This is a genomic window from Arthrobacter agilis (genome assembly GCF_002953615.1).
Taxonomy (GTDB): Bacteria; Actinomycetota; Actinomycetes; order Actinomycetales; family Micrococcaceae; genus Arthrobacter_D; species Arthrobacter_D agilis_B.
The window spans coordinates 809,479-823,595 of sequence record NZ_CP024915.1; the positions used below are offsets into that span (position 1 = coordinate 809,479).

The following is a 14,117-nucleotide window of genomic DNA, read 5'->3' on the forward strand; positions in this document are numbered from 1 at the left end:
ACAAGCTCGCCGGCGGCGTGGGCCTGCGGCGTGGCCGACGCGACGCGAAGGAACTCCTCACCGGGGAGGCGCTCGACTTCTGGCGGGTGGAGGAACTCGTCCGGGGCGAGCGGCTCCGGCTCCGCGCCGAGATGAAGGTCCCCGGCCGTGCCTGGCTGGAGTTCCGGGTGGCGCCGGACGGTTCCGGCAGTTCCTACTACCAGCGGGCGGTCTTCTTCCCGCAGGGCCTCTCGGGCAGGCTCTACTGGCTCGCGGTACTGCCGTTCCACGGCTTCATCTTCACGGCGATGGCCCGGAACATCGCCAAGGCGGCAGAGGCACTGCCTGCGGACGCGGAACCGGAGTCCGCAGCGGCCTGACCGCCTCCTCCCGCCCCGTGCGCAGGCTGCAGGAGGGCGGCGGCGTGCGGGCCCCTGCAGGTGTCCTCCGCACGATGCGGGCGCCACAGCGCGGCGCATCGGCCGGCGTCACTGCAGGGCCGGCACCGTCCTCGGGCGGACGACGACCCAGAGGAACGTCACGGCGAGGGCGATGCAGGCGGCCATGACCAGCGCCATCGGCGTTGCCGACTCGATGCCCTCGCCCAGCAGGCCGACGAGGGGGGAGATGACACCCGCCGTCCCGAAGGTCACCGCGCCGAGCAGCGAGGCGGCCGTCCCGGCCTGGGCCCCGTTGTTGATGAGTGCGAGGACCTGGACGCAGGGGAAGATGAAGCCCGTCGCCATGATGTAGAACCAGAGCGGGAGCGCAGTGCCCCAGAACCCGAGGCCCAACTGGTCGAAGGCGATGATGAGCAGCGCCATGACCAGCTGCACCACGGTGGCCATGGCGATCACCCACTGCGGACCGACGCGCCTGAGGACGCGCGAGCTGATCTGGACGCCCGCCACGATACCCAGGGAGTTGATCGCGAACAGCAGGCCGTACTGCTGCTCGTTCAGCCCGTACGGCCCCTGGAAGAGGAACGGCGACGCGGACAGGTAGGAGAAGAGCCCGGAGAAGTTCATGCCGCCGACCAGCAGGATGCCGATGAAGATCCGGTCGCCGAGCACCGCGCGGTAGCGCTGCACGACCGTGAGCCCGGACCGCCGGCGGTTCTCCCGGGGCAGGGTCTCGATGATGAACAGCGACACCGCGAGGATCACGAGCACGCCGTAGCACGCGAGGAACCAGAAGATGCCGGGCCAGGGGAACAGCAGGAGAAGCTGCGAGCCGATCACCGGGGCGAAGATGGGAGCCATCCCGTTGACGAGTGCCATGTAGGAGAGCATCCGCACCAGGGTGTAGCCGCCGAAGAGGTCCCGCACCATGGCCATCGCCACCACGCCGCCGCCTGCCGCGCCGATGCCCTGCAGCACGCGGAACACCATCAGCATGGTGATGTCCTCGGAGGACGCCGCACCGATGGAGGCTCCGACGTGGAGCGTGGTCGCGAGGATGAGCGGGAGGCGCCGGCCGATCTTGTCGCTGAGGGGGCCCACGAGGAGCTGGCCGCCGGCGAAACCGATGATCGTCCCGGTGAGGGTCAGCTGGACCGCGGCCTCGGAGACGCCGAGGTCGGACCGCAGTGCGGGGAAGGCGGGGAGGTAGAGGTCGATCGTGAAGGGGCCGAGGGCCGTCAGGGTGCCGAGGATGAAGACGTAGATGATCTTCTCGCGGCGGGAGAGGGTGTCGCCGGGGTGGGAAATGGTGCTCAAGATGCTGCCTAACGGAACGGGACGTGCTGCCGGGTGACGAGGACGTGATGGTGCGGGGACGGCATCGACCGCGGCGGCGGCCCGGCGACGACGGCGGAGCGGCCCTGCTGTGCGACCAGCCTCCCGGAAGGGAGTATTTGGTTGCTGCGGCGAATCAATGACCCTGCCATCCTATGCCGCCCGTCAACCCTCCGGGCAGGAGGCGGGCCCGTACGAGCGCTGGCGAATCGCTGCTAAGCACGCTTCGGATTGACGTAGGGTGAGGAGGACGGAACGAGCAGGGAGAACGGAACATGAGCGCGAACGACACCGGCCAGGACACAGGGCAGTCACCACGGCACCTCGCACGGGTCATCGGGATCACGGTCGCGGCCGCCGTCGGAGGGCTCCTGTTCGGCTTCGACACGGCCGTCATCAACGGTGCGGTGGACTCCATCCAGGCCGACTTCGACCTGAGCGCCAGTGTCCTCGGCTTCACGGTGGCCATCACGCTGCTCGGCTGCGCTGCCGGCGCCTGGTTCGCCGGAGGCCTCGCCGACCGGTGGGGTCGGAAGAAGGTCATGGTCGCGGCGGCCATCCTCTTCGCGGTCAACTCCGCCGGTTCGGCATACGCCTTCTCCGAATGGGACCTCATGGCCTGGCGCCTCGTCGGCGGCCTCGCGATCGGCATCGCCTCGGTGATCGTCCCCGGCTACATCGCGGAGATCGCACCCTCCAAGTGGCGGGGCGGACTGGCATCGGTGCAGCAGCTGGCCATCACGATCGGCATCTTCGCGGCCCTGCTGTCCGACGCCTCGCTCGCGAACGCCGCCGGAGGCGCGGGTGGCGAACTCTGGTGGGGACTGTCCGCCTGGCGCTGGATGCTGCTGGTCGGCGTCGTACCGGCGGTCGTCTACGGGGTCCTGGCACTGATCATCCCCGAATCCCCCCAGTTCCTCATCCGGGCCGGTCGGGACGAGGAGGCCGCGCGCATCCTGTCGCGGGTCTCCGGAGTCGGGGACACCACCGGCAAGATCCGGCAGATCAGGGAGAGCTTCGAGCGCGAGGACCGGGCGAGCTACCGCGACCTCCGCGGGCCGGCCTTCGGCCTGCAGCCCATCCTGTGGATCGGCATGGCCATCGCGGCACTGCAGCAGCTGGTGGGCATCAACGCGATCTTCTACTACTCGACGACGCTCTGGAAGTCGGTCGGCTTCAGCGAGGGCGACTCCTTCACGACGTCCGTGATCACCTCGATCATCAACGTCGCCATGACCTTCGTCGCGATCTTCTTCGTCGACCGCGTCGGACGGCGGAGACTGCTTCTCATCGGTTCGGTCGGCATGGCCGTCGGGCTCCTCGCCGCGACTCTCGCCTTTTTGCAGGCCGACGGATCCGGCGAGGACATCACGCTCCCCGGCGCCTGGGGGCCCATCGCGCTCGTCGGCGCGAACCTCTTCGTCATCTTCTTCGCGGCCACGTGGGGCCCGGTCATGTGGGTCACCCTCGGCGAGATGTTCCCGAACCGCATCCGGTCGATCGCGCTGGGCGTCGCCACGATGGTCAACTGGGTCTTCAACTTCATCGTCACCCTGACCTTCCCGTGGGTCAGCGAGAACCTCGGCCTCTGGACGATGTACGCGGCGTTCACGGTCTTCGCAATCCTCTCCTTCGTCTTCGTCCGGACCAGGCTCCCCGAGTTCGCCGGCAAGGACCTCGAGGACAACGCGGAGCTGACGTCCGCCTGAGGGCGCCGGCACTAGCGCACCGGGAGCCCTGCGGTCCCGCATCAGCAGGGCCGCCGGGTGGCGGAACCCGGGCAGCCGCCCGGTGGTAATTTTGGTTCAGCGAATTTCCAGCAAGATCCACACGAATGGAGGCAGGGCCTATGAACAGCTCGGCTAGTACGCGCGGCAAGCGGTCCACGGGCTCGCTCTCGCTGTTTGGACTCCTCAGGCTCCTGGCACGCCTGACGCCGCGACAGGTCAGCGACGAGTTCTCGATCGCACTCGAGCAGATGAAGCAGAAGGGGATCAAGGCGGGAATCGCCGCCGTGTTCCTCGTGGTCGCACTCGTCCTCGTCCTGTTCTTCGCCGTCGCACTCGTCGTCGCCGCCATCATGGGCCTCGCGGAGATCATGCCGGCCTGGCTGGCCGCCCTGCTGGTGGCCCTGCTGTTCCTCGTGCTCGCCGGCATCCTCGCCCTGATCGGTGTGTCGCGCCTGAAGAAGCAGCTCCCGCTGGTGCCGCAGGACGCCATCCGCGGTATCCGCTACGATCTCGGCGTGCTGAAGGAGGGCCGCAGCTTCGACCCCGCGACCCTGGACGTCAAGAAGCCGAAGGACGACACGTCGGGCAAGGACGACGTCGCCAAGGACACCAAGCCCAAGGAGCCGACGCCGTCGTACGAGGAACTGCGCGGCCGCTCGGGCGAGCGTCGCACCCACATCGCCGAGGCGCGGGATTCCCTCGGCGCCCGCGTGGACATCGCGTCACGTTTCGGCAAGGGCAGGCACCGCTCGCCCCAGAGCGGTGCGGCATCGGACGGCTCGAAGGGCGACGGAGCGGTCGCCGCCGTCGCGGTGCGCCGCGACGTGCCCCACAACACGAGCCTCGCCGACCGCTGGAAGCCGCTGAGCGTCCTCGCCGCCTCCGTCGCGGCCCTGCTCGTGCTGCTGCGCAGGCTCCTCAGCAGGTAGTACCAGGCAGATCCGACGGCGGCCGCCCGCCCGTGATCCGACCCGCAGCACGCGGGGAGAGTCGCAGGAGAGCGGCCGCCGGCCTGCATAATGGGGTGGGGAGGCACGGGTGATGCGATTGATCGGGGCCGGGACACGGCCCGGCAGCGAGGGGACTGTTCTCTCGACGGCATGGACCCTGCCCAACATCATCACGCTCGTCCGGTTCCTCGGCGTCCCGCTGTTCGTCCTCCTCATTGCCCAGCAGCGCTACGGGGCGGCCGTCCTCACCCTCGTGGTCGTCGGCTCCACCGACTGGGTGGACGGCTACGTCGCCCGGCGCTTCAACCAGGTGTCGACCGTCGGCAAGTGGCTCGACCCGGTGGCGGACCGCACCGCACTGATCGTCATCGCGGTCACCTTCGTGGTGGACGGCATCGCCCCCGCGTGGCTCGTCTGGACCATCGTCGTCCCCGACGTCATCCTCATCATCAACGCACTGGTGCTGTTCCGCGGCCCCCTGCATCTGCCCGTGGCCACCGTCGGAAAGGTCCGCACGGCGTTGCTCCTCGTCGGAGCCCCCCTGCTCCTGCTGCACCGCGTCGAGGGATTCGGGCACGCCTGGATCCTCGCCGTGGCGCAGGGGCTGCTCGCGGCCGGGTGCGTGCTGCACCTCGTCGCGTTCGTCGCCTACTTCCGGGCCGCCCATCGAAAGTACCGGCTGGAGCGGGCCGAGCAGCAGTCGTGCCCGTCCTAGCGATCACGCTCGCGCTGCTCGGCGCGGTCTTCCTCGCGTTCGGAGCGCAGCGGCAGGGCAGCGCCGTCCGGGCGAACACGGGCGGCCTGTCCCTCAGCTCGTCCGGACTCGCGAGGCTCCTCGCCAACCCGCGCTGGCTGCTCGGCCTCTTCCTGCTGGGGACGGGCACGGCCCTGAACGTCGTCGCCCTGTCCCTGGCGAGCCTGACGGTGGTCCAGCCGATCGGAGCGATAGCGCTCGTGATCACCACGATCGTCAACTCCCGGGACCAGGGCATCCGCATCAACCGGCCGACGGTCGCCGCGATCAGCGCGTGCGTCGCAGGCAGTGCGCTGTTCGTGCTGCTCGCCGTGAACGTCACGCGGGCGAACCATGCCATCGATCCCGCGCAGGAACTCTCCGTGGTGCTGCTGCTCGGATCCGCCGTCGTGCTCTTCGGCTCCCTCGCGGTGTTCGGCAGGCACCGCCTCAATGCTTTCGCCTACATCCTGGGGGCCGGCGTGCTGTTCGGGTTCGTGGCCGTCCTGACCAAGGTCGTCGCGAGTCATCTGCTCGACCCGAACGGCCGTTTCCTGCTCAACGTCCCGGTCCTGACCGTCGTGGCGCTCGTCGCGGCAGCGGCCCTCGGATCGTGGTTCGTGCAGAGCGCCTACGCCACGGGTCCGCCCGACCTGGTGATCGCGGGACTCACGGTGATCGACCCGATCGTCGGGATCGCCGTCGGCATCACCATCCTCGACGAACTCCAGCCGGACGTGCAGACGGTGACCGCGCTGGGCATGGGCGCGGCGGCCCTCGTTGCTATTGTGGGGGTCATCGCGCTGTCCCGCCATCATCCCGATGTCGTGAAGCGACAGCGCTGACAGACCCGTTGCAGTTCCGTCCAGCACACCGACGTAGGGGATCCACGCGTGAGTTACCCGGCTGATTACAAGCCCCTGACCATCCTGATCGCGGCGGACACGTACCCGCCCAACGTGAACGGCGCAGCCCAGTTCGGCTACCGGCTGGCGAAGGGCATGACGGGGCGTGGACACGACGTGCACGTCCTCGCGCCCCGGGACTCCAACGGCCGCAGCTTCACCGAACCGGGCGGGGACTGGACGGTGCACCGCCTCCGCTCGCACAGCGTCCCCACGCACGACTACTGGCGCATCTGCTACCCGTGGGAGATCAAGCGTGACATCAGCCTGCTCTTCGACCAGGTCCAGCCCGACGTCGTGCACATCCAGTGCCACTACATGGTGGGGGAGTACACCCTCTACGAAGCCGTGAAGCGGGGCATCCGCGTGGTGGCCACGAACCACTTCATGCCGGAGAACCTGAATCCCTTCCTGCCGTTCCCCGGGTGGCTGAAGAGGGTCATCGCGAAGAACTCCTGGAAGGACATGGGCAAGGTCATGGGCAAGGCGGCCGCCGTCACGACGCCCACGCCTTTGGCGGCCAAGGCCATGCACGACCACGCGTTCCTGACCGAGGTGCTCCCCGTGTCCAACGGGATCGACTCGTCGGCGTACGAGCTCCAGCCGGGCGAGAGCATCGAGCCGCACGACCATCCCACGGTTCTCTTCGTGGGGCGCCTCGCGGAGGAGAAGCACATCGACGTGCTGATCGATGCCGTCGCCAGAACCCCGGAACACCTGCAAGTCCACCTCGAGATCGTCGGCGGGGGCGAGGTGAAGCCCGCGCTGCAGGCGCAGGCAGCCCGGCTGGGCATCAGCGACCGCGTGACCTTCCGGGGGCTCGTCGACGACGACGAACTGCGCAAGAGCTATATCCGTGCGTCGCTGTTCTGCCAGCCGGGTACCGCCGAGCTGCAGTCGCTCGTGACGCTCGAGGCAATGTCCGCATCCACCCCGGTCCTGCTCGCCGACGCCATGGCGCTCCCGCACCTGGTGTCCGACGGCGAGAACGGATTCCTGTTCGCGCCCGGCGACTCGGCGGACCTGGGCCGGCGCATCACGGAGATCCTCGAGATGTCCCGCGAGGACCAGCAGAAGATGGGGGCGGCGAGCCGCGCCCTGGTGGGCAAGCACGACATCGACGTCACGCTGGCCACCTTCGAGGGACTGTACTACGGGACCCTTCCCGCAGGGGATCTCCCCGGCGGCTCCGCGGTCGCCGAGGACACCGGGCTCGATGCGGTCCGCCTACAATGAGACCTGCGTCCGGTGCCCGGGTATCAGTTCCGGGAACCGGCGTTGCGGGAGCAGTGTGCTCCTGGGGGCTGTAGCTCAGCTGGTTAGAGCAGCGGACTCATAATCCGTTTGTCCTGGGTTCAAGCCCCAGCAGCCCTACCCTCGGGTCGATGACGGCCGATGCGATGCGTCACCTCCTTCCGGGCGGTGGCGCATCCGTCGTTCGGTGCCCGTCCGCTCCGGTCGGACTCACTGGCGCACTAAGTTACTCACGGGTAACATAGGGTGCAGAGCGTGCCGCGTGCGCGCCACCGTCAGCGTGGAGCGTGCTGGTCACCGACGACCAGAGTGAGGGGATCCGATGAGCAAGACGTCGATCGATGTCAACAACCTGCCGTACCCGGGCGGCGACTTCTACGCCTTCGAGGACCTGCTGTCCGACAAGGAGCGTTCCCGGCTGGCCGAGATCCGCGCCTGGCTCACCCGCGAGGTCCGCCCCCACGCCGTCGGGTGGTGGAACCAGGGCGCGTTCCCCAAGGAGCTCATCCCTCGGATCGCCGAGCTGGACCCGGTGAGCCCCGTCCACCGGCAGGGCTACTCGAATCTTTTCGCCGGTATCACCCATGCCGAGTTCACCCGGGCGGACACGTCGTTCGCGACCTTCCTGGGGGTCCACGACGGCCTGTTCACCGGATCCATCGAAGCCCTCGCCTCCCCGGAGCAGCAGCGGGAATGGCTCCCGGACATCTACGCCCTGAAGAAGATCGGCGCCTTCGGCCTGACGGAGCCGCTCGGTGGCTCCGACGTTGCAGGCGGGACGCGCACCACGGCCCGCCGCGACGGCGGCTCGTGGGTCCTGAACGGCGCCAAGCGCTGGATCGGCAACGCGACCTTCTCCGACTGGGTGGTCGTCTACGCGCGGGACCTCGCCGACAACCAGGTCAAGGGCTTCCTGGTGGACACCACCACCCCCGGATTCACCTCGACCAAGATCGAGAACAAGATCGCGCTGCGCACCGTCGAGAACGCCGACATTGTGCTCGACGACGTGGTCGTCTCCGACGACTACCACCTCAAGGGTGCGAACAGCTTCCGGGACACCAACAAGGTCCTGAAGGTCACGAGGCTCGCCGTCGGGTGGCAGGCCGTGGGCCAGCAGCTCGCCGCCTTCGACGTGGCGCGCCGCTATGCCGTGGAGCGTGAGCAGTTCGGCCGGCCCATCGCCAGTTTCCAGCTCATCCAGCAGCAGCTCGTCCAGATCCTCGGCAACGCGATGAGCTCCATGGGGATGATGGTCCGCCTGTCCCAGCTCGAGGACGCGGGCAAGGCCAAGGACGAGCAGTCCGCCCTCGCCAAGGCCTTCACCACGGCCCGGATGCGCGAGAGCGTCGCGGCCGGGCGCAACATCCTCGGCGGGAACGGCATCGTCGCGGACTACGAGATGGCGAAGATCTTCTCCGACGCGGAAGCCATCTACTCCTACGAGGGCACCCAGGAGATCAACACGCTCGTCGCGGGCCGGGCGATCACGGGCATGGCCGCCTTCGTCTAGTCCGTCCTCGGCCCGCGCCCGCGCCGCTCGACGGTGCAGCGGGAGGAGCACGGAGGGGCGCCGGTCCGTCACGAAGGCCAGCGGGTCCACGTAGTCGCCGTGGACGCGGACGCCCCAGTGCAGGCAGGGGTCGCCGCAGTGCCCGGCCGCCGGTCCGCCGACCCCGGATCCGGACAGGATGGCCACGGTGTCGCCCCTGCGCACCCGCTCACCCTTTCCCAGGCCGGTGGTGACGGGCTCGAAGCTGCTGACCCTGCCGTCGCCGTGGTCGATCGACAGCACGCCCCGGTCCACCACCGTCCCGGCGAAGGACACGACGCCGTCCGCCGGGCTCACGATGGTGGTGCCGGCACCGCCGGCGACGAGGTCGACGCCGCGGTGGCCGCGCTTCCACTTCTGCGGAGGTTCCTCGAACGGGCGCCGGACCTCCGGGGGCGGCTCGAGTGGCCAGGCCCACTCCGGCACGAACGGTGCGCCAGTGGCGCGGTCCGTCGACGGGGCGGCGGGAAGACCGGAGCCGCCCACCGACAGGGTCGCCAGCAGCAGGGCCAGGAGCGCGAGCCGCGACCGGCCGGCCCGACGGGACCGGCGTCCACGCCTGCCCGGCAGTGATCCGGCGGAAGACGCGGCCGGGGGCGGGGGATGGCTGTCCATGCCCCGACCCTGCCGGAGCGCCGGTCCGCGCGGACCGGCCCGGGGGTCTATGTGGACGACCGGTCGCCCGTCCGGCCGTCCGCGCGAGCCGGATCCGGCCCTGCGCCTGTAGTACACTTGCATCAGCAGTCTGCTGCTCCCACTCCCTTCGTGCCCCCGGCACCGTCGCGGCATGGGACCGCCAGGCTGACTACGCGTGCCTGCGATTCAGTGCCCATCGAGGGCGCCGAAGTTCCCGCCCTGCGGTCCGGTCCAGTCCGGTGGAGGAGGGGACGTCCACGACGACGGACAGGCACCAGGATGTATCGGCCACCCCGGCCGGTACTGAGACAACCGTCAACAAGCTGCCGGCAGCGCACTGCGCCTGAGCCGGAGCTGAAGAAAGGCAGACATGCCAGTCGTAACCATGCGCCAGCTGCTCGACAGCGGCGTCCACTTCGGTCACCAGACCCGCCGTTGGAACCCGAAGATGAAACGGTTCATCTTCACCGAGCGCAACGGCATCTACATCATCGATCTCCAGCAGTCGCTGGGCTACATCGACCGCGCGCACGAGTTCGTCAAGGCCACCGTCGCCCACGGCGGAACCGTCCTCTTCGTCGGCACGAAGAAGCAGGCCCAGGAAGCGATCGCCGACCAGGCGACCCGCGTCGGCCAGCCCTACGTCAACCAGCGCTGGCTCGGTGGCATGCTCACCAACTTCCAGACGGTCTCCAAGCGCATCCAGCGCATGAAGGAACTCGAAGAGATCGACTTCGACGACGTCGCCGGTTCGGGCCACACCAAGAAGGAGCTCCTGCTCCTCAAGCGTGAGCTGACCAAGCTGCAGAGCAACCTCGGTGGTATCCGCAACCTGACCAAGGCTCCCTCGGTCGTCTGGGTTGTCGACACCAAGAAGGAACACCTCGCGATCGACGAGGCCAAGAAGCTCAACATCCCCGTCGTCGCGATCCTCGACACCAACTGCGATCCCGACGAGGTCGACTTCCCGATCCCGGGCAACGACGACGCCATCCGCGCCGTCAACCTGCTCACCCGGGTCATCGCGGACGCCGTGGCCGAGGGCCTCATCGCCCGCAACAACCGTGCCAACGGCACGGAAGCCGCCGCGGCCGAAGAGCCGATGGCCGAGTGGGAGCGCGAACTGCTCCAGGGCAACGCCGACGCCGCGACCGCTCCCGAGGCGGACGCAGCACCCGAGGCCGGGACCGCCGCGCCCGAGGCAGCAGCCCCCGCCGCCGACGAAGCCCCTGCAGGCCTGCAGGCGCCGATCGCCGAGGAAGTCCCCGAAGCAGTGGCTCCGGTCACCGAAGCCGCGGCAGACGACACCAAGTAGTTCCCGGTGCGTAAGGGGTGTGGGTGAAACCACGCCCCTTACGCATGTTCCGCGGATGTTCGTCGCGGAACGTCCGTACCCCGGGCCGAGGCCCGCGGAAGCTCTTCGTAGATCCACATCAACTTAGGAGTTCATATGGCAAATTTCACTGCCGCTGACATCAAGGCCCTGCGCGAGCGCACGGGCGCCGGCATGATGGACGTCAAGAAGGCGCTCGACGAAGCCAACGGCGACGCCGACAAGGCCCTGGAACTGATCCGCATCAAGGGCCTGAAGGGCGCGACGAAGCGCGAGGGCCGCTCGACCGCCGAGGGCCTCGTCGCCGCTCGCGTCGACGGCACCGTCGGCGTCATGGTCGAGGTCAACTGCGAGACCGACTTCGTCGCGAAGGCCGGCCCGTTCATCGACTTCTCGAACAAGGTGCTCGCCGCCGCGATCGAATCCGGTGCAGCCGACGTCGCGACGCTCCTGGCGTTCGAGCTCGAGGGCAAGCCCGTCTCCGAGCACGTCATCGAAGCGGGTGCGCTCCTCGGCGAGAAGGTCGACGTCCGTCGCATCGCCCGTGTCGAGGGCCAAATCGTCGACGCCTACCTGCACAAGACGTCCAAGGACCTCCCCGCCCAGGTCGGCGTGCTCTTCGCCGTCGAGGGTTCCGGGGACGGGGCCGTCGAGGCCGCGCACGACGTCGCGGTGCACATCGCTGCGTACTCGCCCACCTACCTGACCCGCGAGGACGTCCCCGCCGAGCTCGTCGAGTCGGAGCGCCGCATCGCCGACGAGACCGCACGCGCCGAGGGCAAGCCCGAGCAGGCCCTGGCGAAGATCGTCGAAGGACGCCTCACCGGCTTCTTCAAGGAGGGTGTGCTGGTCGACCAGGCATTCGCCAAGGACGCGAAGAAGTCCGTCGCCACGGTCCTCGCGGACGCCGGCGCCAAGGCCACGGCCTTCGCGCGGTTCCGCGTCGGAGCCTAGCCCTTCGGCCCCAGCACGGTGAAAGGGCGGCCGCCTCGAGGTGGCCGCCCTTTCCTGCGCCCGGGAGGCGCACCGTATCCTGTAACGGGTCCGGCAACATCCCACACCCCGCACCAGCGGCCGTCCGGTCAGGCACGGCCCCCAGTACTACGCCCGGGAGGCACTTCATGGACACCATTTCCACTGCACGGACGGGTGGCACCGGGGGCCGGCGCCGCGTCCTGCTGAAACTGTCGGGCGAGGTCTTCGGCGGTGGCAAGCTGGGCGTGGACCCCGAGACGGTGCGGTCGGTGTCGAAGCAGATCGCGGCGACCGTCGGCGACGTCGAGGTCGCGATCGTCGTCGGGGGCGGCAACTTCTTCCGCGGCGCGGAGCTCTCCCAGAGCGGCATGGACCGCTCGCGCGCCGACTACATGGGGATGCTCGGCACCGTGATGAACTGCCTCGCGCTGCAGGACTTCCTGGAGCAGGCGGGCGTCGAGACGCGGGTCCAGAGCGCCATCACCATGGGCCAGGTCGCCGAGGCGTACATCCCGCGCCGCGCCATCCGCCACCTCGAGAAGGGCCGCGTGGTCATCTTCGGTGCCGGAGCCGGCCTGCCCTATTTCTCCACCGACACCGTGGCGGCGCAGCGCGCACTCGAGGTGCATGCCGACGAGGTCCTGATGGCGAAGAGCGGGGTGGACGGCGTCTACACCGCGGATCCGCACAAGGACCCGACGGCGGAGAAGCTCGACACCCTCTCCTACGACGAGGCCCTGCGACGGGACATCCGGGTGATGGACCAGACCGCGATGACCATGTGCAAGGACAACAACCTGACCATGGTGGTGTTCGGCATGGAGGGCGAGGGCAACGTGACCCGGGCCATCCGCGGCGAGAAGCTCGGCACCATCGTCACCGCCTAGCGGCTGGGTGCGGACGGGGCAACGGCGCCCTGCCCGCGCCGGGGCACCGCACCCCCGTGAACTAGGATGAACCACTGGAACGGTTGCCGTGCAGCCGACTGCAGAGCGAAGGAGACATTGTGATCGAAGAGACCTTGCTGGAAGCCACCGACAAGATGGACAAGGCCGTGGAGGTTGCAAAGGACGATTTCGCGACGGTCCGCACCGGCCGCGCCAATGCGTCGCTGTTCTCAAAGGTGGTGGTGATGTACTACGGCGCGCCCACCCCCCTGCAGCAGCTGGCGTCCTTCCAGAACCCGGAAGCCCGCACCCTGCTCATCACACCCTTCGACCGCACCGCCCTCAACGACATCGAGCGGGCCCTGCGCGACTCCGACCTCGGCGCGAACCCCTCCAACGACGGCAACGTGATCCGCGTGGTCCTGCCCGAGCTGACGCAGGAGCGCCGCAAGGAATACGTGAAGCTGGTGAAGACGAAGGCCGAGGATGCCAAGATCTCCATCCGCAACATCCGGCGCAAGGCGAAGGACGGCATCGACAAGGCGGTCAAGGACGGCGACTCCGGCGAGGACGAGGGCTCGCGTGCGGAGAAGGAACTCGACGCGCTGACGAAGTCCCGCGTCGATCTCGTCGACGAGCTGCTGAAGCGCAAGGAAGCCGAGCTGCTCGAGGTCTGATGGCAGCCCTCGATCGTCCCGGCGCGGGCAACGGGCACACACCAGCACCCGCCGCCGGGACAGACGACACCCGCGCCGTCGTCGTCGCGACCGGCGCCGCGCCGACGGACGCGGAGGTCCCGGCGCGTTCCACCGCCGGAACCCGTGCGGCGCGACGGGACCGGCGGTCGACGAGCGGCCTGTTCCGCCGCCGCCGGCCGATCAGGGAGCCGGGGCAGCCGTCGCGTGCGGGCCGCAACCTGCCCGCCGCGATCGGTGTGGGCGCCGGCCTCCTGGTCCCCGTCCTGGCGGGTCTGTTCTTCTTCCCGATCGTGTTCGTGGGCATCGTGACCCTGTTCGGAGCGGTCGGGGTGTGGGAGATCTGCCGAGCGCTCGAACTCCGGCGCATCCGCGTCCCCCTGGTGCCCACCCTGGCCGGCGCCCTGGTCCTTCCGTTCTCGGCCTACTTCGGCGGGGCGGAGGGACTGGCCGTGGCCGCCGTCTTCTCCGTGCTCGGACTCTTCCTGTGGCGGGCACTCGATCCGGCGCCCGATGCCGCGAAGAGCCTCATGGCCGGGACCTTCACGGTGCTGTGGGTGCCGTTCATGCTCAGCTTCGCGATGCTGCTGATGCGGGCCGAGGGCGGCTTCCTCGTCATCGCCACCCTGCTGCTGCTCGTGGTCGCGAACGACACGTTCGGCTACCTGATCGGCGCGTTCTTCGGCAAGCACGCCATGGCGCCGAAGATCAGCCCCAAGAAGTCCTGGGAGGGCTTCGGCGGGTCCATCGGC

At 69.0% G+C, this 14,117-nt stretch carries 13 protein-coding genes, 1 tRNA gene and 1 pseudogene; 13 read left to right on the forward strand and 2 right to left on the reverse strand.

Annotated elements, in window-relative coordinates; all coding sequences use genetic code 11:
• A partial coding sequence (locus tag CVO76_RS03910; RefSeq protein ID WP_208740751.1) for a DUF2867 domain-containing protein occupies positions 1-359 on the forward strand: 359 nt, incomplete at its 5' end.
• A 108-nt stretch (positions 360-467) separates the two neighbouring features.
• Here CVO76_RS03910 and CVO76_RS03915 read toward each other — a convergent pair.
• Positions 468-1,697: a multidrug effflux MFS transporter gene (locus CVO76_RS03915; RefSeq protein WP_133082157.1), complete on the reverse strand. Its 1,230-nt coding sequence runs from the start codon at positions 1,695-1,697 to the stop codon at positions 468-470.
• Between the two features lie 293 nt (positions 1,698-1,990).
• Between CVO76_RS03915 and CVO76_RS03920 the strand changes: the two genes are divergently transcribed.
• The 7 genes from CVO76_RS03920 (at position 1,991) to CVO76_RS03950 (ending at position 8,800) form a co-directional block, all read left to right on the forward strand.
• On the forward strand, positions 1,991-3,424 hold the full coding sequence (locus CVO76_RS03920; protein ID WP_208740752.1) for a sugar porter family MFS transporter: 1,434 nt from the start codon (positions 1,991-1,993) through the stop codon (positions 3,422-3,424).
• Positions 3,425-3,564: 140 nt separating this feature from the next.
• A complete protein-coding gene (locus CVO76_RS03925) occupies positions 3,565-4,374 on the forward strand; it encodes a phage holin family protein (protein WP_208740754.1) in 810 nt (269 codons plus the stop codon).
• Between the two features lie 112 nt (positions 4,375-4,486).
• Positions 4,487-5,110, forward strand: coding sequence for a CDP-alcohol phosphatidyltransferase family protein (locus CVO76_RS03930; protein ID WP_133082290.1), 624 nt, complete (start codon positions 4,487-4,489; stop codon positions 5,108-5,110).
• On the forward strand, positions 5,098-5,973 hold the full coding sequence (locus CVO76_RS03935; protein WP_208740756.1) for a DMT family transporter: 876 nt from the start codon (positions 5,098-5,100) through the stop codon (positions 5,971-5,973). Before CVO76_RS03930 ends, CVO76_RS03935 begins: the two co-directional genes overlap by 13 nt.
• Before the next feature lie 48 nt (positions 5,974-6,021).
• Positions 6,022-7,269 (forward strand): glycosyltransferase, encoded by a 1,248-nt coding sequence (locus tag CVO76_RS03940; protein WP_208740758.1) that lies wholly within the window; start codon positions 6,022-6,024, stop codon positions 7,267-7,269.
• A gap of 64 nt (positions 7,270-7,333) precedes the next feature.
• A tRNA-Ile gene (locus tag CVO76_RS03945) sits at positions 7,334-7,407 on the forward strand.
• Positions 7,408-7,609: 202 nt separating this feature from the next.
• Positions 7,610-8,800, forward strand: coding sequence for an acyl-CoA dehydrogenase family protein (locus CVO76_RS03950; protein ID WP_208740760.1), 1,191 nt, complete (start codon positions 7,610-7,612; stop codon positions 8,798-8,800).
• 141 nt (positions 8,801-8,941) lie between these two features.
• Here CVO76_RS03950 and CVO76_RS03955 read toward each other — a convergent pair.
• Positions 8,942-9,628: pseudogene (locus tag CVO76_RS03955) on the reverse strand (peptidoglycan DD-metalloendopeptidase family protein); the annotation flags it as partial.
• Between the two features lie 217 nt (positions 9,629-9,845).
• Between CVO76_RS03955 and rpsB the strand changes: the two are divergent.
• The 5 genes from rpsB to CVO76_RS03980 all read left to right on the forward strand — a co-directional run.
• Positions 9,846-10,790: a 30S ribosomal protein S2 gene (rpsB, locus tag CVO76_RS03960; protein ID WP_133082163.1), complete on the forward strand. Its 945-nt coding sequence runs from the start codon at positions 9,846-9,848 to the stop codon at positions 10,788-10,790.
• A gap of 135 nt (positions 10,791-10,925) precedes the next feature.
• Positions 10,926-11,762, forward strand: a complete 837-nt coding sequence (gene tsf, locus CVO76_RS03965; protein ID WP_208740762.1) for a translation elongation factor Ts — start codon at positions 10,926-10,928, stop codon at positions 11,760-11,762.
• A 167-nt stretch (positions 11,763-11,929) separates the two neighbouring features.
• Positions 11,930-12,670 carry a UMP kinase gene (pyrH, locus tag CVO76_RS03970; protein WP_133082165.1) on the forward strand — a complete coding sequence of 247 codons (741 nt, stop codon included), beginning with the start codon at positions 11,930-11,932 and terminating at the stop codon, positions 12,668-12,670.
• 119 nt (positions 12,671-12,789) lie between these two features.
• Positions 12,790-13,347, forward strand: coding sequence for a ribosome recycling factor (frr, locus tag CVO76_RS03975; protein ID WP_133082166.1), 558 nt, complete (start codon positions 12,790-12,792; stop codon positions 13,345-13,347).
• Positions 13,347-14,117: phosphatidate cytidylyltransferase (locus tag CVO76_RS03980; RefSeq protein ID WP_208740764.1), on the forward strand; the 771-nt coding region annotated here is incomplete at its 3' end. The genes frr and CVO76_RS03980, both read left to right, overlap by 1 nt.